Source organism: Enterobacter sp. MGH120 (genome assembly GCF_001037725.1).
In the GTDB taxonomy this organism is placed as follows: Bacteria; Pseudomonadota; Gammaproteobacteria; order Enterobacterales; family Enterobacteriaceae; genus Enterobacter; species Enterobacter hormaechei_C.
Map to the genome: position 1 here is coordinate 214,477 of NZ_KQ089940.1, position 22,610 is coordinate 237,086.

Consider the following 22,610-nt stretch of genomic DNA (forward strand, 5'->3'; position numbering starts at 1 on the left):
AATCCCTACTCAGACTTGCGACAGCGTTGTGCTGCCCTGTGGCTCACGTCTGTGCACAAGCCCTGCACTGTCAAACAACCAGTACAGCAGTTTTGCCAGCAGCAGACAGAGACCGAAAACGACCATAAAAAACACCACGCGTGAGACGAACGAATCCAGTCCCTCGCGCGCCAGAACGATCATATTGAAAATGGCACCGAAACAGAAACTGTGCAAAACAGCGGCTTTGTAGCGGTTGGTCTCTTCATTACCCAGCGTATATAGCCAGTCGAACCATTTTATTATCACCCCGACCGCGATCGCGCCCGGCAGGATAAACCACGTTCCGCCCATCACTACCAGCGAGCCAATCAGGGTTGGGGAAATCGCCAGGCCCGAATGGTTGTTCAGCACTTCCCAGGTAAAGTAGTTCGCCGTGTTCAGGACAATACCGGGACGGTCAGGCCACAGCCACGTCGGTATAAAGACATAGAAATCGCGAACAATCGGCGCCAGCCCCTGGAATTCGATTTTGTCGTAGTTTTGCAGCAACAATGCCAGGTTTTCCCAGGGCGAGAAGGTGTCGCGCGTCAGATACAGGAAGGTATAAAACGCTTCGTCGCCCGCCACGTTCAGTCCGTAGCGCTTCAGCGCCAGCCAGAACATCCCCACAATGCCAAAGACGCCTGCCGCCGCCAGCATCCACAGCGAGATCCAACCGCGAATAATGCCGATAAACAGGAAAATCGCGAAGGCGATAATGATGTTGGCGCGGGTGCCGCCGACGATCATGTAGGTCAGAATGCCAAATGCGACGGTGCTGACCAGGAAGAACAGCCAGGCTTTGCTGTCCTGACGCAGGAAAAAGACCACCAGCATCGCCGGAATGAAGAAATAGAAGAAACGCTTGAGCGCGACGCCGGAGACTTCGGCGGAGAAAATCTGGCTATAGGACTGCAACTTAAACAGTAAAAAGCCGTTATGCATGAAGAAAATCGCCACGCTGACGAGGGCGATGGTCATCAGCATAACCCACGTCAGATGGGTTTCTACCCGGTTCATTGTAAACAGCGGACGACGGGGTGTGGTGTCTTTCGCCGCGCGCAGGCGCGTTTTATAGGTGACGTAATACACCGCGTAGAAGCAGGTCGCAGAGAGCAGCGCCTGCAACAAAATTTCCGGCGGAGCGACGCCAACATCAAAGCGGAACACGAGGATGCTGGTCAGCGGGAAGCCAAAGAAAAAGGTCAGCAAAAACAGCAGCGAGAAGAATACGTTGAAGTTAAAACGTACGCGCCGGAATTCAAACCAGGTGAGCGTGGCGATAAACAGCGTGCTCAGCAGCCAGACCACCAGCAAGCCGCTAAATTGCAACTGGCTCATGCGTTGTCTCCTGAAGCAATACGCAGCGCGCGGTGCCACGGCGTGAGATAGTTCGGGCTGAAAAAGTCGATGCTATTTTTATCCACCAGCGTGAGCTGACGCTGCGCTTCCCGTACCACCTCGACATTAAGCGTGTCAGAGGTAAACAGCACCGGAATATGCTGTTCGGCCATGTCCTGCCAGAACGGGTTTTCGCGGTTGAGCACGCACGGTACGCCCGCCTGAATCAGCAGACACAGCGTACCAATCCCCTGCTGTCGGGCAAAGATGAAATAGCCCAGATCGCATTTTCGCAGCAGCGCGAGATAGTCATCAAATTCCAGCTTATCGCTGAGAATGTGCAGATTTTCCGCGCTAAACAGCGCAAGCCCCTGCTGGCGAACTTCATCGATGTAGGCGTCGTTATTGGCGGGATAGCCCATCGGCACCACCACGTTCACCGTATCGCCAAACTGCTGATGCACCGCCCGCAGCGCCGCGACATGCTCGTTACTGCGATCGCCGGAATTTCCCACCAGGATAGTCAGTTTGCCCTCACGAACCGCGTCATTCGCCATGGTATTCAGTGCCGGATCCATACGGGTCGGAAAATAGAGCAGTTCCCCGCGAACCTTCGGGTGCTGTTTAGCAAAATAGTTGAGGTCGCCACGGGTAGCAAAAACGCAGCCCACGCGCGCCTGCGCCAGACGACGCAGCGGATAGAAAAGACGGAACTTCCAGCCGTGGGAGACTTCGTAGAGATCCGCTCCCCAGATATGCCAGCTGAACTGGGAAGGTTTTATCCCGCCGCTTAACAGCGCCAGCCACAGCCCGGTATTGAATTGTCCGTGGAAGAAGAAACGCTGGCTTCGGTCCGCTTTGGCTTTCGCGACAACGGCTTTGGTCAGCGCCGCTTTGTCTGGCCAGAAGGTGATGTGCAATGCCGGACACGCCGCGCTCAGGCCGTTATCGCGTCCAACAACCATAAACTCGCGCGCATCGGGCGTGCCGGATGCCAGTTCATCGTTGAAGAACCGCAGAACGGTCTGGTTGTGATGCGGGATATCCGATCCCAGTATGTGTATCAGTGCAGTCATGCGCGTTTACGCCAAAGTAAAAATACGCCGCAACAGGCAGCGAAATAAACGATATAAGTTGCCATATAGGCCTGAGCCGCCCCCAGCGCACCGTGGGTGGGGATCAGCCAGTGAGAAAATGCCGTCAGCAGCGCAAACTGGCCGATCTCTGCCAGGATATACAACCGCAGCGAAGCCTTCGCAATCACCAGATAGCCGAAAACGTATGCCCCCACTTTCAGTACATCGCCGACCAGTTGCCAGGCAAACAGATCGCGCATGGCGGTAAACTTCGCCGAAAACAGCAGCCAGATGGCGAAATCACGCAGTAACCAGACGGTAAAGCTGGCGATCGCAACCGCCGGCAAAACAAAACGCAGGGAGCGAAAAATCTCGCGGGTAATATCCTGCCTGGAAGTCAGGCGCGATAAGGTTGGCAGCAAATAGACGCTAAAGGAAGCCGTAATAAATTGGAGGTAAGCATCTGAAATGCTGCTCACGCCCTGCCAGATCCCCACTTCATCCCAGCTGTAATGCGCTGCCAGCAGGTTTCGCATCATCACGTAGGCAACGGGAAGCGTTACTGAAGTGATGAGCGCCATCAGGGTAAACTTTCCTAGCTGCCCCGCCAGCATCTTGTCCCACTGCGGTTTCAGGTAATTCAGCGGGACATTGCCTCTGCGCATCAGCATAAACGCTGCCGGAATGACAACGAGCGCAGGCACCAGCGCCAGCCCCAGCAGCGCGCCTTCATAGCCGCCCAGCCGATAGCAAAAGTAGTAGGCGATAACGCCGATGATGCTGCCGAGGATCAGCGCCAGCGCATTCCCGGCGGCATCACGGAAGCCTTTCATCAGCGCCAGCAGCAGGTTTGCCCAGGCGATCCCCATCTGAACGAGCGCCACCAGGCGCACCAGCCCCTGATAATGCGTGTGTCCGAACAGCCCCTGGCTGATGGGTGCCGCCGCCAGCAAAAAGACGACGGCCAGCAACGTAGAGAAGCCCAGCACCATAGCAGAAGAGGTGCCCACCACCGTGCGGAGCTTTTCGGCATCGTCATGATGCTGCGCGACGTATTTGGTGACGCCATTGAATATCCCGGCACCCGCCAGCACGCCAAGCACCGTGACCAGCTGGCGGAAGTTCCCTGCCAGCCCAACGCCTGACGGACCAAATGAGACGGCCAGCAGCTTGACGACCAGTAACCCGGCGCCAATTTTTACAAGCGTGGACGCTGCCGTCCACACCGACGCTTTTGCCAGAGACATATCAGGCGAAATAACTCAGAAGCGAATTGATCACCGTACGCTGGTTCACCGGCGCGAGGTTGTAGAACAGGGGCAGGCGGAGCAGACGTTCGCTCTCTTTGGTGGTGTAGCGGTCTTCACCGGCAAACATCCCGAAGGCTTCGCCAGCCGGGCTGGAGTGCAGCGGAATATAGTGGAATACCGCCATAATTTCCGCCTCTTTCAGCCAGGCAATCAGCTTGCTGCGATCGTCGTTATCGCGCAGCTTGATATAGAACATGTGAGCGTTGTGGATACAGTCTGCCGGAATAGTCGGCAGTTCAATACGTCCGGCTTTTGCCAGCGGCTCCAGCGCGTCGTAGTAGGTTTGCCACAGGGAGAGGCGTTGCAGATTGATTCGCTCTGCCGCTTCCAGCTGCGCCCAGAGATACGCGGCCTGCAAATCCGCCATCAGGTAGCTTGAGCCGATATCGCGCCAGGTGTACTTATCCACCTGACCGCGGAAGAACTGGCTGCGGTTGGTCCCTTTTTCACGGATCACTTCCGCACGCTCCACCAGGGCACGATCGTTAATCAGCGTCGCGCCGCCTTCGCCGCCTGCGGTGTAGTTTTTGGTTTCGTGGAAGCTAAAGCAGCCGATATGACCAATGGTGCCCAGCGCGCGCCCTTTGTAGGTGGACATCACGCCCTGCGCTGCGTCTTCCACCACAAACAGGTTGTGCTTTTTAGCGATGGCCATGATGGTGTCCATCTCACAGGCCACGCCCGCGTAATGCACCGGCACAATCGCCCGCGTTTTATCGGTGACCGCCGCTTCAATCAGCGTTTCGTCGATGTTCATAGTATCCGGACGGATATCCACAAACACGATTTTCGCCCCGCGCAGGACAAACGCGTTCGCCGTGGAGACGAAGGTGTAGCTCGGCATGATCACTTCATCACCGGGCTGGATATCCAGCAACAGCGCCGCCATCTCAAGCGATGCGGTACAGGACGGCGTCAGCAGTACCTTGGCACTGTGAAAACGTTGCTCCATCCACTGCTGGCAGCGGCGGGTAAAACCGCCATCGCCACAGAGCTTGCCGCTGCCCATAGCAGACTGCATGTAATCAAGTTCAGTGCCCACAACGGGAGGCGCGTTAAATGGAATCATCTTGTCACCTGTATAACCAGTAGGCGGTGGCGTCGATGCTGGCACCACTCGCAATATAACGTTTAAGCGCAGCGGTGTTGCCCATCTGGGTTGCGACCCGCAGCGTCGATACCTGTTGTTGCTCCGCCCAGTGCAGCGCCGCCTGCATGAGTTTCTCGCCCATGCCGCGCCCGGCTAACAAACCGATGCGCGCCTCGTGCTCGTTGAGCCTGCGAAGCGAAACAAAACCCTGAATCTGCCCCCCGGCAGTACGGAACACCAGACAGACGTGGTCAAACGTGCCTTTGACCGCATTCTCTATCCACTGGGCATAAAAGCGGCCGCTGTCATCGGGCGCATACCAGGGCGCCCGGAAACGGCTCTGAGCGAAGGCCAGCGCCGCCATCTTGCGCAGCGCGGGGATATCCTGCTCCGTTGCAATTTCCGCGCCCGGTGAGGCGTGGAGAGCCACGGTAACAGAGAGATCAACCTCACCCTCGACCAGCCGGAATCCGTGCTGCTGGAGGGCGTCCAGCAGATCGGCGCGGTCCGCCGGGATCTTAGCCTGTACGCGCTGCCAGGCGCTGAAGTCTGCTTCCTGCAACGCAGGGGCATTGTCGCGCAGACGCACTATCGCTGAGGGACGCGCAAAGAATGCGCTTTCCCACTCAAGGGCCTCCAGCACGCCGTTGAGGATACTCAACGCCACACGCCTTTGGTATCAACAACATACTGCTGACGTACGGCATCACCGGAAACCGTTTTGAACGCATTGTGATCCACCAGCAGCACCAGCACATCCGCCGTCGCCAGCGCGTCATCCAGGGCGGTAAGGGTGCAGTGACCGGCAAGTTTTGCCGGCAGCGCATGAATATTCGGCTCAACCACCAGCGTTTCACCGCTGTGCCAGGCAGCGATCATTTCGGCAATTTCCATCGCCGGGCTTTCGCGCAGATCGTCAATATTCGGTTTGAATGCCAGACCAAAGCAGGCAATTTTCAGCTCACTGGCGCGTTTGCCGCTGTCGGCCAGGCAATCCGCGACCGTGGCTTTGACCTGGTTGATAACCCAGTGCGGTTTATGGTCGTTTACTTCGCGTGCGGTGCGAATCAGGCGTGCCTGTTCCGGGTTCTGCGCCACGATAAACCACGGATCGACCGCGATGCAGTGCCCACCCACGCCCGGCCCCGGCTGAAGGATGTTCACGCGGGGGTGACGGTTGGCAAGACGAATAAGTTCCCAGACGTTAATCCCCTGATCGGCGCAAATCAACGACAGTTCATTCGCAAACGCGATGTTAACGTCGCGGAAGCTATTTTCGGTCAGTTTGCACATCTCGGCGGTGCGGGAGTTGGTCACCACACATTCGCCTTCAAGGAAAATTTTATACAGCTCGCTGGCGCGCGCGGAGCAGACTGGCGTCATGCCGCCAATCACGCGGTCGTTTTTAATCAGTTCCACCATCACCTGGCCTGGCAGTACGCGCTCAGGGCAGTAGGCGATATTGATATCGGCCTGGTCGCCCGCCTGCTGCGGGAAGCTGAGATCGGGACGCGCCTCGGCCAGCCACTGCGCCATCTGCTCGGTAGCCCCAACAGGTGAAGTGGACTCAAGAATAACCAGCGCCCCTTTCTTCAGCACAGGCGCAATGGATTTTGCTGCCGCCTCGACGTAAACCATGTCAGGCTCATGATCGCCTTTAAAGGGCGTTGGAACCGCAATCAGGTACGCATCGGCTTCTACCGGCGTGGTGCTGGCGCGCAGTAAGCCACCGTCCACCGCCTTTTTCACCACACGATCGAGATCGGGCTCCACGATATGAATTTCGCCACGGTTGATGGTTTCCACCGCGTGCGCGTTGATATCTACGCCAACGACCTGCTTTTGACGAGAGGCAAAAGCCGCCGCAGTAGGCAGCCCGATATAGCCAAGACCAACAACAGAGATGGTAGAAAAACTCATAGCGTTACCCGATTGTGTTTAAGTGCGTGCAAAATACGACCACAAGCCTGCCCGTCACCGTACGGATTGTGGGCCCGGCTCATCGCCTGATACTCTTCATCGTCATGCAGTAAGCGCGTGACCTCTTCGACAATACGACGCGGATCCGTTCCCACCAGACGCACGGTACCGGCAGTAACCGCTTCCGGGCGTTCGGTGGTTTCACGCATCACCAGTACCGGCTTACCGAGGGAGGGCGCCTCTTCCTGAATGCCGCCAGAATCGGTCAGGATCAGCCAGGCGTGGTTCATCAGCCAGACAAATGGCAAATAGTCCTGCGGCTCGATCAGGAGCACGTTTTCCACGTGGCCCAGGATACGGTTGACCGGTTCGCTGACGTTCGGGTTGAGGTGCACCGGATAGACAATCTGCACATCCTCGTTCTGCGCGGCGATTTCAGCCAGCGCGTGGCATATTTGCTCAAAGCCACGGCCAAAGCTTTCGCGGCGGTGGCCCGTCACCAGAATCGTTTTCTTGCCGTTGTTCAGGAACGGATAGCGCGCAGCAAGTTCTGCCTGAAGCTCGCTGTTAGCCAGCACGCGGTCACGCACCCAAATCAGCGCATCAATGACCGTATTGCCGGTGACGAAGATCTTGCTGTCGCTGATATTTTCGCGCAGCAGGTTCTGACGTGAGTTCTCGGTTGGCGCAAAATGGTACATCGCCAGGTGACCGGTGAGCGTACGGTTGGCCTCTTCCGGCCACGGGGAATAGAGATTGCCGGTACGCAGACCCGCTTCAATATGACCAACGGGGATACGCTGATAGAACGCGGCCAGGCTGGTCGCCACGGTGGTGGTGGTGTCGCCGTGCACCAGCACCACATCCGGCTTGAACGACTCCAGAATAGGCTTTAATTCTTGCAGAATACGGCAGGTGATTTCCGTCAGTCCCTGTCCCGGTTTCATTATATTGAGATCGTAATCCGGGACGATAGAAAAGAGGGTTAAGACCTGATCGAGCATCTCACGGTGCTGGGCAGTCACGCACACTTTCGCTTCAATATCAGGATCTCTGGCCAGCGCATGAACCAGAGGCGCCATCTTGATGGCCTCCGGCCTGGTGCCAAATACGGTTAGTACTTTCACATCGATTCTCTTCGATTAGACGATGAAGGCCGCAGCCTTCATCGTAGACGGCGTTCTTAGTTTGTGCGGCGACGCAATAACGCTACGCCAGCGCCAGTCAGTGCGCCCACAATCCCCCACATGATCATCAGGAATGCGCGACGCGGACTATCGCGTTTTACAGGCTCTTCAGGCGTTCTTAAATAACGATAGGTCTGAAAACGCGGGTCCAGCGTTGGACCGACGTTGAGCGTATTGAGCATGGCGCGGTTTTGGTCGTAATCAAGGTCAAAGTCAGGACCAACGGCCTGGATATTTTCCAGACGTGCCTGAAGCATTGGGCGACCAAGAAGGAACATTTCTGAATCCGGGAGTTCGTCAGCCGGAACATCCGTTTCGCTACGGGAAATATTGTGCTGTTCCGCAATCTTCAGCGCCTGCTCAATATTATGTACGCGACGGGCGAAGATAGCCTTAGCGACCTCTTCCTGACGTTTGACCTGCGCTTTCATCTGAATAGTACGCGCAGCCCAGGCGCCTTTCAGCTCGTCATTCAGATGACTGGCCGCGCGCTGGCTGGCAAAAGCAACGTACTGACGCAACAGGTTATTGGCGTCCGGCGCCGTTTCCGCAATCAGCTTCACGCTGTCGCTAACGTTACGGAGCACATCGCCAGGCATAAACTGAATGTTATTAATCAGGTCATCCAGCAGCGCGGCATCCGCTTTGCTGTTACCGACCATGCGCTGCTTGTAGTAGTCCGTCTGGGACCAGAAATCGCGACGTGTATCCCACGACGCCAGCTGCATCACAAACTCTTTGTAGGATTCATCCATCACCGAAGCCTGATCCGGGGTCGCCAGATTGGCCTTGATATCAAGATTACGCAGGAATTGCTGCTGGGAGTAGTAGCCTCCAAGCATATTCACCGTTGGTCGGTCTGTGATCGCCGTGGCGCTCCACTCTTGTTTTGCAAAGAAGGTGTAGGCAAGCGCTAACAGCGCGAACCCCAGGGCAATCCCCACAATCCACAGTTTGCCCTGCCATAACACGCGAAACAAACCACGAATATCCAGCTCGTTCTCAGTGCCCACTGATTTCGCTCCCGCCAACGGTTGAGTCATCATAGTCCCGGTTTTACTTAGTTAATGTTGTGTTTTTGCCACTGTTCCGACGCATCCTGCGTTTTAAACGTTTAATAAAACGCGCGACTTTCCATGCACGCTTGATGCAGTAACCGTACATGAAAAATGCTAGCAAGAATAATACCAACATTACCCATTCAGGAATGAAATGTGCGTATTCCGCGGCTACGCCAATCGCAGCCAGAATAGCAGCCGCAAGCGTAATCAACACAAATGCCTGACGAGACGTGAAGCCGGCGCGCATAATCAGGTGATGAATATGCTGCCGATCGGGAGAAAACGGGCTCATCCCTTTACGCAGACGGCGGTACATAATAGCGACCATGTCCATCAGCGGGATGGCGATAATCCAGAGAGCCGTTACCGGGCTGATAGGGTGCGTTTTACCCTGCGTGGTCTCCAGCAAGACCCAGATAACCGTAAAGCCAATCAGGGTACTGCCCGCATCGCCCATAAAGACTTTATAGCGACGCCCTAACACACCCAGATTCAGGCAGATGTAAGGCAGGATGGCGGCAATCATGGCAAAGCACCACATTGACAGGCTGTACTGGCCGTCAAACCATAAGATGATGCCGATAGCGCCAAACGAAACAGAGGACAGCCCACCGAGCAGACCGTCTATACCGTCAACCATGTTAAAGGCGTTGATAGCCGCCCACACGGCAAACAGCGTCAGGAAGAAGCCGAATGGCCCAAGCACCAGCTCCCAGGGACCAAACACGTAGCCCAGGCTTCTGAGATAGAGGCCGCCTACCACCATCATAATGATGCCAATGGCCGCCTGTACCGTCGCGCGGAACTTCACGCTGATATCAAAACGATCATCAAGGGCGCCGACCAGTACCAGCACACCGGCACATGCCAGGTAGAGTGCGGCATGGGGGATATAGTAATCCGCGATCCCGAATGTGAAACAGATGCCTGCGTATACCGAAATGCCGCCCACCAGTGGAATAAGCCCCTGATGACGTTTACGGAAGTTCGGTTTGTCCACTAACCCAATTCTTTTTGCTACCTTGCGCGCAATGAACAAAAAACAGGTTGTGAATAAAAAAATACTGATCAGCTCAGTTACAGCAGTGAGTAGATTCACAATGGATTGCTCTCAACAAATGTTAGTCCCGGAAGTATAACCATGAAGCCTCTGCCTCAGAAGGATTAAAGATGGCTCATCACAACTCCCTTTGTATGTTTTTCAATCAATTATTTCTTTGACTGTGCAAACCTTCTTATTGTCGCACCGACAGGTCTAAATTGGGAGTGTGTGGTAATAGCGTATAGTCCATAAATAAAAAACGCCACGTAAAAACGTGGCGTTTACTGGGATTATTTGCGTTACGAGCGTTTCATCATGTCGAAGAAATCGTCGTTCGTTTTGGTCATCGCCAGTTTGTTAATGAGGAATTCCATTGCGTCGATTTCGCCCATTGGATGGATGATTTTACGCAGGATCCACATTTTCTGAAGCTCTTCCTGAGTGGTAAGCAGCTCTTCTTTACGGGTACCGGAACGGTTGTAGTCGATCGCCGGGAAGACGCGTTTTTCTGCGATTTTACGAGAAAGGTGCAATTCCATGTTGCCTGTACCTTTGAACTCTTCGTAGATAACCTCGTCCATTTTGGAGCCGGTATCGATCAGCGCCGTCGCGATAATGGTCAGGCTACCGCCCTCTTCCACGTTACGCGCCGCACCGAAGAAACGCTTCGGACGATGCAGGGCGTTAGCATCCACACCACCGGTCAGTACTTTACCGGAAGCCGGCACCACGGTGTTGTAGGCACGCGCCAGACGGGTAATGGAGTCGAGCAGGATGATCACGTCTTTCTTGTGCTCAACCAGGCGTTTCGCCTTCTCGATAACCATTTCCGCAACCTGAACGTGGCGAGAAGCAGGCTCGTCGAAGGTAGACGCAACCACTTCCCCTTTCACTAGACGCTGCATCTCGGTCACTTCTTCCGGACGTTCGTCAATCAGCAGCACCATCAGCACACAGTCTGGATGGTTGTAAGCAATGCTCTGCGCGATGTTTTGCAGCAGCATGGTTTTACCGGCTTTTGGCGGCGCCACAATCAGACCACGCTGGCCACGACCAATTGGCGATGCCAGATCCAGCACACGAGCGGTTAAGTCTTCAGTAGACCCGTTACCACGCTCCATGCGCAGACGAGAGTTAGCGTGCAGCGGCGTTAAGTTCTCGAACAGGATCTTATTGCGGGAGTTTTCCGGTTTGTCGTAGTTAACTTCGTTAACCTTCAACAGCGCAAAGTAGCGTTCACCCTCTTTTGGAGGACGAATCTTACCTGAAATGGTGTCACCAGTGCGGAGGTTGAAACGGCGGATTTGGCTAGGGGATACGTAGATGTCGTCAGGGCCGGCGAGGTAGGAGCTGTCTGCGGAGCGGAGGAAACCAAATCCGTCTTGCAGTATCTCCAGCACACCGTCGCCAAAGATATCTTCGCCACTCTTAGCGTGCTGCTTCAGGATGGCGAAAATGATGTCCTGCTTGCGCATACGAGCCTGGTTTTCCAGTCCCATATTTTCGCCGAGAGTGATCAGCTCAGAAACCGGCGTATTCTTTAATTCGGTAAGATTCATAATGGTGTGGGTTCTTAAACTCGGGGTGATTCTCGAACTTAATGTTGTGAATGGTATGGCAGGGTCATCCATGCCTGTTTAGCGGCCATCACCTCATGTCTGTTCGCTGTCTGGTCACAGGGAAAGAACGCAGAACTGAAACGACAAGACGGATTGAGTGACAAGCCCGGAATCTAGCAACTTCACGCACTGTTTAAGTTAACAACGGGAAGTATCGGGTAAAACAAGATTCAAACAACAAGATATGTTTAAAACGTAGTCATAGCTAACTTAGCACGACTAAAGCCGGGCGTCCAGAGCTCGCCGTTAATTAGGCGTTCTGGACGCTCAGCTGAGAAACCTTACGCCAGGTTAGCGTCCAGGAACTCTTTCAGTTGACCTTTGGACAGTGCGCCCACTTTGGTCGCCGCCACGTCACCGTTCTTGAACAGCAGCAGGGTCGGGATGCCACGGATACCGTATTTTGGCGCGGTGCCCGGGTTCTGGTCGATGTTCAGCTTGGCAACGGTCAGTTTGCCCTGATATTCGTCAGCGATTTCATCCAGAATCGGAGCGATCATTTTGCAAGGACCACACCATTCAGCCCAGAAATCAACGAGGATCAGCCCGTCAGCTTTAAGTACGTCCGTGTCAAAACTGTCGTCAGTCAGGTGAATAATTTTATCGCTCATATATAACTCCACAGGAATAAGCCTGGTACGTTGGTTTTGTCTCCACCAACGACGTGTTGATGTCGCATTAACCAACTAAAGGTTGACTTTATTTCACCGGATACGCTTTCGTAAAGCAATAGTAAGCTGATATTCTACCACACTATGAGCAAAACACATTTAACAGAACAGAAGTTTTCCGACTTCGCCCTGCACCCAAAGGTTATCGAAGCCCTTGAAACTAAAGGGTTTCATAACTGCACGCCCATTCAGGCTCTCGCCCTGCCGCTGACGCTGGCCGGTCGCGACGTTGCAGGGCAGGCGCAAACCGGTACTGGCAAAACGATGGCGTTTTTAACGTCAACGTTTCATTATTTACTTTCTCACCCGGCGATTGCAGACCGCAAAGTTAACCAGCCGCGCGCGCTAATTATGGCCCCGACGCGAGAACTGGCGGTACAGATCCACGCAGACGCTGAGCCCCTGGCGCAAGCCACCGGCCTGAAACTTGGCCTGGCCTATGGCGGCGACGGCTACGATAAACAGCTGAAAGTGCTGGAAAGCGGCGTCGATATCCTGATTGGGACCACCGGCCGTCTTATCGACTACGCCAAACAGAACCATATCAACCTCGGCGCAATCCAGGTCGTGGTGCTGGATGAAGCAGACCGCATGTACGATCTGGGCTTCATTAAAGACATCCGCTGGCTGTTCCGCCGTATGCCTGCGGCAAACCAGCGTCTGAACATGCTGTTCTCCGCAACCCTGTCATACCGCGTACGTGAACTCGCATTCGAGCAGATGAACAATGCCGAATATGTTGAAGTAGAACCGGAGCAGAAAACCGGGCACCGCATTAAAGAAGAGCTCTTCTATCCTTCTAATGAAGAGAAAATGCGCCTGCTGCAAACCCTGATCGAAGAAGAGTGGCCGGATCGCGCGATTATCTTCGCGAACACCAAACACCGCTGTGAAGATATCTGGGGTCACCTGGCGGCAGATGGTCACCGTGTGGGCCTGCTGACCGGCGACGTGGCGCAGAAAAAACGCCTGCGCATTCTCGACGAATTTACTCGTGGCGACCTTGATATTCTGGTCGCGACCGACGTGGCGGCCCGTGGCCTGCACATTCCAGCCGTGACGCACGTCTTTAACTATGACCTGCCAGATGACTGTGAAGACTATGTACACCGTATCGGTCGTACCGGTCGTGCCGGCGCAAGCGGTCACTCCATCAGCCTTGCGTGTGAAGAGTATGCGCTGAATCTTCCGGCCATTGAGACCTACATCGGTCACTCTATTCCACAGAGCAAATACAATCCGGACGCGCTGTTGAGCGAGCTGCCGCCACCTAAGCGCCTTACCCGTCCACGCTCCGGCAATGGTCCGCGTCGTTCCGGCGGTGCACCGCGTAATCGTCGTCGTTCAGGTTAAAAAATATGCTCAGCTCCACCTCGCTTTATGCGGCAATTGATCTCGGTTCGAATAGTTTTCATATGCTGGTTGTGCGCGAGGTGGCGGGAAGCATACAAACGCTGACGCGCATTAAGCGCAAGGTCCGCCTCGCGGCGGGCCTGAGCAGCGATAATCACCTCTCCCCGGAAGCCATGGAACGTGGCTGGCAGTGTCTGCGTCTGTTTGCAGAACGTTTGCAGGATATCCCGCTCAGTCAAATTCGCGTTGTTGCCACGGCGACCCTTCGTCTGGCGGTTAACGCTGGCGATTTCATTGCCAGAGCACAGGAAATTCTGGGCTGCCCGGTGCAGGTCATCAGCGGTGAAGAAGAAGCGCGTCTGATTTATCAGGGTGTGGCGCATACGACCGGCGGCGACGATCGTCGTCTGGTGGTCGATATCGGTGGCGCCAGTACCGAACTGGTCACGGGCACAGGCGCGCAGGCGACGTCACTGTTCAGCCTGTCGATGGGCTGTGTGACCTGGCTGGAACGCTACTTTACCGATCGAAACCTTGCCAAAGAGAATTTTGACGAGGCGGAAAACGCGGCGCGTGCGGTCCTGCGCCCGGTCATGGACGAACTGCGCTATCACGGCTGGAAAGTGTGTGTCGGCGCGTCCGGAACCGTTCAGGCGTTGCAGGAAATCATGATGGCACAGGGAATGGACGAGCGGATCACGCTTGCCAAACTCCAGCAGCTTAAACAGCGCGCCATCCAGTGTGGTCGTCTGGAAGAGCTTGAAATAGAAGGGCTGACGCTCGAACGCGCGCTGGTTTTCCCCAGTGGGCTCGCCATTCTGATCGCCATTTTTACTGAACTCAATATCCAGTGTATGACCCTGGCAGGCGGTGCGCTGCGCGAAGGTCTGGTCTACGGAATGCTGCACCAGTCGGTCGATCAGGACATCCGTAGCCGTACGCTGCGTAACGTTCAGCGCCGCTTTATTGTGGATATCGACCAGGCACACAGAGTGAGTCAACTGGCGTCACTGTTTGCCGATCAGGTGAAAAAAAGCTGGGATATTGAACCGTTAAGCCGCGATCTGCTGCTAAGCGCCTGTGCGCTACATGAAATTGGTCTCAGCGTGGAGTACAAGCAGGCACCGCTGCACGCGGCCTGGCTGGTGCGTAATCTCGATTTACCGGGCTATACGCCCGCCCAGAAGAAGCTGCTGGCCACCCTGCTGCTAAATCAGACTAACGCCGTCGATCTCTCTTCCCTTCACCAGCAGAACGCTGTGCCGCCGCGCGTGGCGGAGCATCTGTGTCGTCTGCTTCGCCTGGCGATCCTGTTTGCCAGCCGGCGTCGTGATGATTTGCTGCCAGCCATTACGCTGGCGGCAGACGATGAGAAACTGACGCTGACGCTACCGGAAAACTGGCTTGAGGATCATCCGCTTGGGGCGGAACTGATTGAGCAGGAGTACCAGTGGCAGAGCTATGTGCACTGGGCGCTTGATGTGAAGTGACCCTTTGAAGCGTGCCGGGTGGCGGCTTCGCCTTACCCGGCCTGCAAATAGTTATCCCTTCTCTTTGGCTTTTGCCAGCATCGCGCGAATGTTTGCCACGTTTGCCTGCCCTTTGTGCATACGCTCTTCAGCGGTAATGACTTTACGCTCCTGCTCCCAGATAAGATCGTCCTGAGGCAACTCCAGCAGAAAACGGCTCGGCTCCGGGCGCACCAGCTCACCATACTGACGGCGCTCTTTGCACAGCGTAAACGTCAGCTCCTTCTGCGCACGAGTGATCCCCACGTAGGCCAGACGGCGCTCTTCGTCGACGTTATCTTCATCAATGCTGCTCTGGTGCGGCAATAAGCCCTCTTCCATCCCCACCAGATAGACATAGGGGAACTCCAGCCCTTTCGAGGCATGTAACGTCATTAGCTGAACCTGATCGGCCTCTTCTTCGCTTTCGCCGCGCTCCATCATATCGCGCAGCGTGAAGCGGGTGACCACCTGCGTCAGGGTCATGGGCTCGTCAATCTCAGATCCTTCAAGCATTTCGGTCATCCAGCTGAAGAGCTGGTTAACGTTTTTCATCCGCATCTCGGCTGCTTTCGGGCTGGCAGAGGTTTCATACAACCAGGATTCGTAATCAATGCCGTGGATCAGATCGCGTACTGCCGCCACAGGCTCGCGCTCTGCCAGACGCTGCACCTCACCCAGCCAGTGGGTAAAGCGGGTTAAGGCGTCATAGCCGCGCCCGGTCAGGGTCTGGCTCAGCCCCATATCGAAGCTGGCGGTGAACAGGCTTTTGTTGCGGGTCATCGCCCATTCACCCAGTTTTTGCAGCGTCGCAGAGCCAATCTCGCGTTTCGGCGTATTCACGATGCGCAGGAAAGCGCTGTCGTCATCCGGGTTGGTCAGCACGCGCAGATAGGCCAGCAGATCCTTGATTTCCGGACGCGAAAAGAACGACGTACCGCCAGAAATTTTGTAGGGAATGCGGTTCTGCATCAGCATCTTTTCAAAGACGCGCGACTGGTGGTTTCCGCGATAGAGGATCGCGTAATCCTTGTATTCAGTTTTGTTGACGAAGTGATGGGCAATCAGCTCGCCCGTTACGCGCTCCGCTTCGTGCTCTTCGTTGTTGGCGCTGAGCACTTTCAGCTCGGTGCCGTAACCCAGTTCGGAGAACAGGCGCTTCTCAAAGACGTGCGGGTTATTGGCAATCAGGATGTTCGCCGCCTTCAGGATACGCCCGGAAGAACGGTAGTTCTGCTCCAGTTTAATCACCTGCAACGCCGGGAAGTCTTTGCTCAGTAGCACCAGGTTTTGCGGACGCGCGCCGCGCCAGGAGTAAATCGACTGATCGTCATCGCCTACGACGGTAAAGCGCGCACGCTGCCCTACCAGCAGCTTCACCAGCTCGTACTGGCTGGTGTTGGTATCCTGGTATTCATCCACCAGCAGGTAACGGATTTTGTTCTGCCAGCGCTCGCGCACCTCTTCATTCCGCTGAAGCAGCAGCGTCGGCAACAGGATCAGATCGTCGAAATCCAGGACGTTACAGGCTTTCATATGCGCGTCGTACAGACCGTAGCAGTGGGCAAAGATGCGGTCGCGCTCGCCTTTGGCGCTTGCCGCTGCCTGGGCCGGCGTCATCAGATCGTTTTTCCAGTTCGAGATCGTCGAGATCAGCTGTTGCAACAGCACTTTGTCATCTTCGATCAGCCCTTCCGTCAGCTCTTTAAGCAGCGCCACCTGGTCGGTGTCATCGAAGAGAGAAAAGTTGGACTTCATGCCCAGCGCCGCGTATTCGCGCTTGATAATATCCAGACCCAGCGTGTGGAAGGTGGAGATCATCAGCCCGCGCGCCTCTTTACGGCCCAGCGTCTGGCCGACGCGCTCTTTCATCTCACGCGCCGCTTTGTTGGTAAAGGTGACCGCCGCGATATGGCGCGCCTGGTATCCACAACCCCGAATTAAGTGGGCGATTTTGTTGGTGATCACGCGTGTTTTACCGGATCCCGCTCCCGCCAGCACCAGGCAGGGTCCGGTGACGAATTCGACAGCTTGTTGTTGTCCGGGGTTTAAACGCATAAATGATCACTCAATGAAAGTCGGGAGAGGAGGAAAAACGCGTGGTAGTATACCGATCGTAAACTAGTCGACTCAAGGCACGATCATGGCAAAAACAGCAGCAGCACTGCATATCCTTGTTAAAGAAGAGAAACTGGCACAGGATCTGCTCGAACAGATTAAAAACGGCGCCGACTTCGGCAAACTGGCGAAGAAACACTCGATTTGCCCGTCAGGCAAACGCGGTGGTGACTTAGGCGAGTTCCGCCAGGGCCAGATGGTTCCGGCGTTTGATAAAGTGGTCTTCTCCTGCCCGGTGCTGGAGCCAACCGGCCCACTGCATACGCAGTTCGGCTATCACATTATCAAAGTGTTATACCGCAACTAATCAAAAGCCCGGTGCATTGACTCACCGGGCTTTTTTATTTGGCTGTTCCGGGGTTCAGATGCCGTCGCCGTATTCGAAGGTGTGATGAATACCGTTGAAGTGCTGATCCATATCCATCGACGGCTTATCGCTGTCTGGCTTACCGACGATGCGCGCCGGGACGCCAGCGGCGGTGGTGTGCGGCGGTACAGGCTGGAGCACAACCGACCCCGCGCCAATCTTCGCGCCGCGTCCGACTTCAATATTGCCGAGGATTTTAGCGCCCGCGCCAATCATCACCCCTTCACGAATTTTCGGATGGCGATCGCCGCTGGTTTTACCGGTACCGCCCAGCGTAACGGATTGCAGGATCGACACGTCATCTTCGATCACCGCCGTTTCACCAACAACAATGCCGGTGGCGTGATCGAGCATGATCCCGCGGCCAATTTTCGCCGCCGGGTGAATATCGACCTGGAAGGTCACGGAAACCTGGTTTTGCAGGAAGATGGCCAGCGCGCGGCGTCCCTCATTCCATAACCAGTGGCCGATGCGGTACGCCTGTAAGGCATGGAAGCCTTTGAGATACAGCAGCGGCGTGGAGTATTTATCCACCGCCGGGTCTCGCGTGCGCACAGCCTGGATGTCGCAGGCGGCAGAAGCAATCATCTCCGGATCTGCGGCGTAGGCCTCTTCCACCACTTCGCGAATCGCGATAGCAGGCATGATAGGGGAAGCCAATTTATTGGCGAGCATATAGCTCAGGGCGCTGCCGAGATTTTCGTGCTTAAGTAGCGTCGCGTGATAGAAACTGGCCAGCATGGGCTCACAGTCGGCCAACGCTCGGGCTTCGGCTTTAATATTATTCCAGACGATATCCAGTTCTTCACACGGCATTGCTTGCTCCAGACGATAGTTAATGACCAGCCAGTTCTGCGCTGGCTGGGTCATTCAGGTGACGATACTTCCCGGCTAATTGCTGCTGCGCTCGTCCTTGCGCGCACGACCTAATAAGGTCAATGCTGCCTCGCGCGCATTTTTTCCGCAATACAATACCTGATAAATTTCCTCGGTTATTGGCATTTCGACACCGAAACGGTGCGCCAGTTCGCGAACTTCTTTGGTATTGCGATAGCCTTCAACCACCTGACCAATCTTCTCCTGCGCGCTTTTTACATCGCTGCCCTGTCCGAGCATCATGCCAAAGCGGCGGTTACGCGACTGGTTATCGGTGCAGGTCAGCACCAGGTCGCCCAGCCCTGCCATTCCCATAAAGGTGGCCGGATCGGCACCCAGCGCTTCGCCCAGGCGGGACATTTCGGTCAGGCCACGGGTGATCAGCGCAGTACGCGCATTCGCGCCGAAACCGATGCCGTCAGACATCCCGGCCCCGATGGCAATGACGTTCTTCACCGCGCCGCCCAGCTGCACGCCGATAAAATCGGGGTTGCTGTACACGCGGAAGCTTTTGCCGCAGTGCAGCAGTTGCTGAAGATCGTCGGAAAATGCCTGGTCGGTGGACGCCAGCGAAATCGCCGTCGGCAAGCCCGCAGCCAGCTCTTTGGCAAACGTCGGCCCGGAGATCACCGCCAGCGGGATCGCTGTTCCCAGCGCTTCGCGGGCAACGTCCTGCAACAGACGTCCGGTTTCCGCTTCCAGCCCCTTCGTCGCCCACACAATACGCGCATCCGCACGCATCAGCGGCTTAATCTGACGCAGGACTTCGCCAAACACATGGCTTGGCACCACAATCAAAATATTGCGGCTGGCCGCCAGCGCGGTCGCGAGGTCGCTTTCCAGATACAGGGAGTCAGGGAACGGAACGTCCGGGAGAAACGCCACATTGCAGCGGTCGTGTTGCAACGTCGCGATATGTTTTGGATCGTGGCCCCACAGGACCACGTCGTGACCATTTCTTGCCAGCGTGATGGCAAGAGCGGTGCCGTAAGAGCCGGCACCGATCACAGTCATTGACGCATTAACAGTGCTCATCAGGCATCCTGATGTTGTTCGGCACCTTCGCCAGCCTGCTGCTGTAGATAGTTCATGAACAGCGCATCAAAGTTTACTGGCGCAAGGTTCAGTTGCGGGAATGTACCGCGAGAAACCAGGCTGGTGATGCATTCACGCGCATACGGGAACAGGATGTTCGGGCAGTATGCGCCCAGGCAATGTGCCATCTGGTTGCCTTCGATGCCGCCGATGGAGAAGATACCGCCCTGCTGAACTTCGCACAGGAATGCAGTTTCTTCGCCCAGAGAGGCGGTCACGGTGACACGCAGTACGACTTCATACACATCATCCGCCAGCTGGGTGGATGCGGTATCCAGATCAAGTTTAACCTCTGGCTGCCAGTCTTTCTGGAAAACGTGCGGCGCATTTGGCGCTTCGAAAGAGACATCCTTGGTGTAGATGCGCTGGATCTGGAAAGTCATCTCGGTGTTGTTTTGTTCTGACATGGAAAAACCCTTTTTAATTGTCCTAAAGTCTCTAGCTCAGCAGCGGATCGAGTCCGCCACGAGCGTCGAGCGCATACAAGTCATCACAGCCGCCAATGTGCTGCGCATCAATAAAAATCTGTGGAACCGTTGTGCGACCACTGCGTTGGATCATCTCTTCGCGTTTAATCGCGTCACCATCGATCGGCAGTTCCTTGAACGTTACGCCTTTGCTGGACAGCAGCGCTTTCGCTCGGTGGCAGAACGGGCACGTTGCTTTGGTGTAGATCTCAATATTGGCCATCACTTAACTCCTTATTTACCGCGCACTAAAGGAAGATTCTCCCCGCTCCAGCCGGAGATGCCTTCTTTCAGCACCGTTACGTTTTCAAAGCCTGCTTTATGCAGTGCGTTGGCAGATTCCTGCGCCTGCATGCCAGTGCCGTCAACAACAATAATCGGCTGGGCTTTATGCTTCTCCAGCTCACCAATGTTGTTCGCTTTAATTTCCGCTGGCAGCAGGTTGATAGCACCTGCGATGTGGCCCTTGCGGAAATCGTCGCGCTGACGCAGATCGACAACCACGGCGTCCTCTTTGTTGATCAGACGTGTCGCTTCACCGCGGGTGATCACCTTAATTTTAGACGTCAGTCCCTTAAATGTGGTGAACAGTACAGCGACCAGCAGGCCAATCCACGCGATGCTCAGAACCGGGTGGCGGCTAACGAATTGCATAATTTCTTGCATGGGGGGTAACAACTCCCGACTAAGTGATTAAAAAAACCAGGACAGGAGTATACCTGTGCGCTGTGGCAAATACAGCCAGCGACATAAAGCTAATCTATTTTCTGCGGCATGCCACGTAAAAAAAGCCTCAAAATGGCCTGAGAACAGCATTGCCCCCGCGCTTTCTTTGATCTTCTGCGGCTATTTTATCGATTCAGCTGTAGTAAAATTACGCAAATTTTTTGTCTCTTGAGCATGAGGTTGTCGCAATGTCGGTTTCTAAAAAACCTATGGTACTGGTGATTCTGGATGGCTATGGCTACCGTGAAGATCAACAGGATAACGCCATTTTCAACGCCAAAACCCCGGTTATGGATGCGCTATGGGCAAAACGTCCCCACACCCTGATTGATGCGTCTGGCCTGGAAGTGGGTCTGCCGGATCGTCAGATGGGCAACTCTGAAGTGGGTCACGTTAACCTGGGTGCGGGCCGTATCGTTTACCAGGACCTGACGCGCCTGGACGTTGAAATCAAAGAACGTACATTCTTTGCCAACCCAACGCTCACCGGAGCGGTTGATAAAGCCGTTGCCGCAGGCAAGGCCGTTCACATTATGGGTCTGCTCTCTGCGGGCGGCGTTCACAGCCACGAAGATCACATCATGGCGATGGTAGAACTGGCCGCCGAGCGCGGTGCGGAAAAAATCTATCTGCACGCCTTCCTGGATGGTCGCGATACGCCGCCACGCAGCGCAAAAGGTTCTCTTAAAGCGTTTGAAGATAAATTTGCCGCACTGGGCAAAGGCCGCGTGGCGTCCATCGTTGGCCGTTACTATGCCATGGACCGCGACAACCGCTGGGACCGCGTTGAGCAAGCCTATGATCTGCTGACCCTGGCAAAAGGTGAGTTCCAGTTCCCGACCGCCGTTGAAGGCCTGGAAGCGGCTTACGCGCGTGATGAAAACGACGAATTTGTGAAGGCAACCGTGATCCGCGCTGAAGGCCAGGCCGATGCCGCCATGGAAGATGGCGATGCGCTGATCTTCATGAACTTCCGTGCTGACCGCGCGCGCGAAATCACCCGCGCCTTCGTCAACAGCGATTTCGACGGTTTCGCCCGTAAGAAAGTGGCGAAGATCGATTTCATCCAGTTGACCGAATATGCAGCGGATATCAAAGCGCCATGCGCGTATCCACCCGCTTCCCTGGAAAATACCTTCGGCGAGTGGATGGCGAAAAACGATAAAACGCAGCTGCGCATCTCCGAAACTGAGAAGTATGCGCACGTGACCTTCTTCTTTAACGGCGGCGTAGAAGAGCCGTTTGAAGGCGAAGACCGCATCCTGATTAACTCGCCGAAAGTCGCCACTTACGATCTCCAGCCAGAAATGAGTTCTGCGGAGCTGACCGAAAAACTGGTGGCCGCGATCGAAAGCGGTAAATACGACACCATCATCTGTAACTATCCGAATGGCGACATGGTGGGCCACACCGGCGTGATGGAAGCAGCCGTTAAAGCGGTTGAAGCGCTGGACCACTGCGTTGAGCAGGTTGCGAAGGCGGTTGAATCCGTAGGCGGCCAACTGCTGATCACCGCTGACCACGGTAACGCAGAACAGATGCGTGACCCGGCAACCGGTCAGGCGCATACCGCCCATACCAACCTGCCTGTTCCACTGATTTATGTGGGTGATAAATCAGTGAAAGCTGTGGAAGGCGGCAAGCTTTCCGACATCGCGCCAACCATGTTGTCGCTGATGGGTATGGAAATCCCTGAAGAGATGACTGGCAAGCCGCTGTTCATCGTGGAATAATCGCTCCCCATGAGGGGAAAGGCGATTTT

The 22,610-nt window shown here is 55.3% G+C and carries 21 protein-coding genes; 4 read left to right on the plus strand and 17 right to left on the minus strand.

Annotated features, from left to right (window positions below; all coding sequences use genetic code 11):
* Positions 1–9 precede the first annotated feature (9 nt).
* The 11 genes from wzyE to trxA form a co-directional block, all read right to left on the minus strand.
* Complete coding sequence (wzyE, locus tag SK54_RS01030; protein ID WP_048246584.1) at positions 10–1,362, minus strand: ECA oligosaccharide polymerase; 1,353 nt, start codon at positions 1,360–1,362, stop codon at positions 10–12.
* Positions 1,359–2,438 carry a TDP-N-acetylfucosamine:lipid II N-acetylfucosaminyltransferase gene (locus tag SK54_RS01035; RefSeq protein ID WP_017383596.1) on the minus strand — a complete coding sequence of 360 codons (1,080 nt, stop codon included), beginning with the start codon at positions 2,436–2,438 and terminating at the stop codon, positions 1,359–1,361. The genes wzyE and SK54_RS01035 overlap by 4 nt, the downstream gene beginning before the upstream one ends.
* A complete protein-coding gene (gene wzxE, locus SK54_RS01040) occupies positions 2,435–3,685 on the minus strand; it encodes a lipid III flippase WzxE (RefSeq protein ID WP_017383597.1) in 1,251 nt (416 codons plus the stop codon). Before wzxE ends, SK54_RS01035 begins: the two co-directional genes overlap by 4 nt.
* Position 3,686: 1 nt before the next feature.
* Positions 3,687–4,817: a dTDP-4-amino-4,6-dideoxygalactose transaminase gene (gene rffA / locus SK54_RS01045; RefSeq protein WP_015570019.1), complete on the minus strand. Its 1,131-nt coding sequence runs from the start codon at positions 4,815–4,817 to the stop codon at positions 3,687–3,689.
* Positions 4,818–4,821: 4 nt separating this feature from the next.
* Entirely contained in the window at positions 4,822–5,499 is a 678-nt protein-coding gene (rffC, locus tag SK54_RS01050) for a dTDP-4-amino-4,6-dideoxy-D-galactose acyltransferase (protein ID WP_032620667.1), read from the minus strand.
* On the minus strand, positions 5,496–6,758 hold the full coding sequence (wecC, locus tag SK54_RS01055; protein ID WP_048246586.1) for a UDP-N-acetyl-D-mannosamine dehydrogenase: 1,263 nt from the start codon (positions 6,756–6,758) through the stop codon (positions 5,496–5,498). Before wecC ends, rffC begins: the two co-directional genes overlap by 4 nt.
* Positions 6,755–7,885 carry a non-hydrolyzing UDP-N-acetylglucosamine 2-epimerase gene (gene wecB / locus SK54_RS01060; RefSeq protein ID WP_006812390.1) on the minus strand — a complete coding sequence of 377 codons (1,131 nt, stop codon included), beginning with the start codon at positions 7,883–7,885 and terminating at the stop codon, positions 6,755–6,757. Before wecB ends, wecC begins: the two co-directional genes overlap by 4 nt.
* 56 nt (positions 7,886–7,941) lie before the next feature.
* Positions 7,942–8,988, minus strand: coding sequence for an ECA polysaccharide chain length modulation protein (gene wzzE / locus SK54_RS01065; protein ID WP_017693953.1), 1,047 nt, complete (start codon positions 8,986–8,988; stop codon positions 7,942–7,944).
* Positions 8,989–9,001: 13 nt separating this feature from the next.
* Entirely contained in the window at positions 9,002–10,105 is a 1,104-nt protein-coding gene (gene wecA / locus SK54_RS01070; protein WP_001050933.1) for a UDP-N-acetylglucosamine--undecaprenyl-phosphate N-acetylglucosaminephosphotransferase, read from the minus strand.
* Positions 10,106–10,347: 242 nt separating this feature from the next.
* A complete protein-coding gene (rho, locus tag SK54_RS01075) occupies positions 10,348–11,607 on the minus strand; it encodes a transcription termination factor Rho (RefSeq protein WP_001054528.1) in 1,260 nt (419 codons plus the stop codon).
* 341 nt (positions 11,608–11,948) lie between these two features.
* A complete protein-coding gene (gene trxA, locus SK54_RS01080; RefSeq protein WP_006812392.1) occupies positions 11,949–12,278 on the minus strand; it encodes a thioredoxin TrxA in 330 nt (109 codons plus the stop codon).
* Between the two features lie 144 nt (positions 12,279–12,422).
* Here trxA and rhlB point away from each other — a divergent pair, with 144 nt between their 5' ends.
* Both rhlB and gppA read left to right on the plus strand, forming a co-directional pair.
* Positions 12,423–13,691, plus strand: a complete 1,269-nt coding sequence (rhlB, locus tag SK54_RS01085; protein ID WP_006812393.1) for an ATP-dependent RNA helicase RhlB — start codon at positions 12,423–12,425, stop codon at positions 13,689–13,691.
* 5 nt (positions 13,692–13,696) lie between these two features.
* Entirely contained in the window at positions 13,697–15,181 is a 1,485-nt protein-coding gene (gene gppA / locus SK54_RS01090; RefSeq protein WP_017383602.1) for a guanosine-5'-triphosphate,3'-diphosphate diphosphatase, read from the plus strand.
* Between the two features lie 51 nt (positions 15,182–15,232).
* Here gppA and rep read toward each other — a convergent pair whose 3' ends face one another.
* Positions 15,233–17,257 carry a DNA helicase Rep gene (gene rep, locus SK54_RS01095; RefSeq protein WP_015570023.1) on the minus strand — a complete coding sequence of 675 codons (2,025 nt, stop codon included), beginning with the start codon at positions 17,255–17,257 and terminating at the stop codon, positions 15,233–15,235.
* A gap of 85 nt (positions 17,258–17,342) precedes the next feature.
* Between rep and ppiC the strand changes: the two genes are divergently transcribed.
* Complete coding sequence (gene ppiC, locus SK54_RS01100) at positions 17,343–17,624, plus strand: peptidylprolyl isomerase PpiC (RefSeq protein ID WP_006812396.1); 282 nt, start codon at positions 17,343–17,345, stop codon at positions 17,622–17,624.
* A 54-nt stretch (positions 17,625–17,678) separates the two neighbouring features.
* Here the strand turns inward: ppiC and cysE are convergent, their stop codons facing one another.
* From cysE to SK54_RS01125, 5 genes are all read right to left on the minus strand, one after another.
* On the minus strand, positions 17,679–18,500 hold the full coding sequence (cysE, locus tag SK54_RS01105; RefSeq protein WP_022646641.1) for a serine O-acetyltransferase: 822 nt from the start codon (positions 18,498–18,500) through the stop codon (positions 17,679–17,681).
* 75 nt (positions 18,501–18,575) lie between these two features.
* On the minus strand, positions 18,576–19,595 hold the full coding sequence (gene gpsA, locus SK54_RS01110) for an NAD(P)H-dependent glycerol-3-phosphate dehydrogenase (protein WP_006812398.1): 1,020 nt from the start codon (positions 19,593–19,595) through the stop codon (positions 18,576–18,578).
* Positions 19,595–20,062 carry a protein-export chaperone SecB gene (secB, locus tag SK54_RS01115; RefSeq protein ID WP_003860835.1) on the minus strand — a complete coding sequence of 156 codons (468 nt, stop codon included), beginning with the start codon at positions 20,060–20,062 and terminating at the stop codon, positions 19,595–19,597. The genes gpsA and secB overlap by 1 nt, the downstream gene beginning before the upstream one ends.
* A 31-nt stretch (positions 20,063–20,093) precedes the next feature.
* Positions 20,094–20,345, minus strand: a complete 252-nt coding sequence (grxC, locus tag SK54_RS01120) for a glutaredoxin 3 (protein ID WP_003860837.1) — start codon at positions 20,343–20,345, stop codon at positions 20,094–20,096.
* Between the two features lie 11 nt (positions 20,346–20,356).
* A complete protein-coding gene (locus SK54_RS01125) occupies positions 20,357–20,788 on the minus strand; it encodes a rhodanese-like domain-containing protein (RefSeq protein WP_003860840.1) in 432 nt (143 codons plus the stop codon).
* Between the two features lie 248 nt (positions 20,789–21,036).
* Here SK54_RS01125 and gpmM point away from each other — a divergent pair, with 248 nt between their 5' ends.
* On the plus strand, positions 21,037–22,581 hold the full coding sequence (gene gpmM, locus SK54_RS01130; protein WP_023302893.1) for a 2,3-bisphosphoglycerate-independent phosphoglycerate mutase: 1,545 nt from the start codon (positions 21,037–21,039) through the stop codon (positions 22,579–22,581).
* The last annotated feature ends 29 nt before the right edge of the window (positions 22,582–22,610 follow it).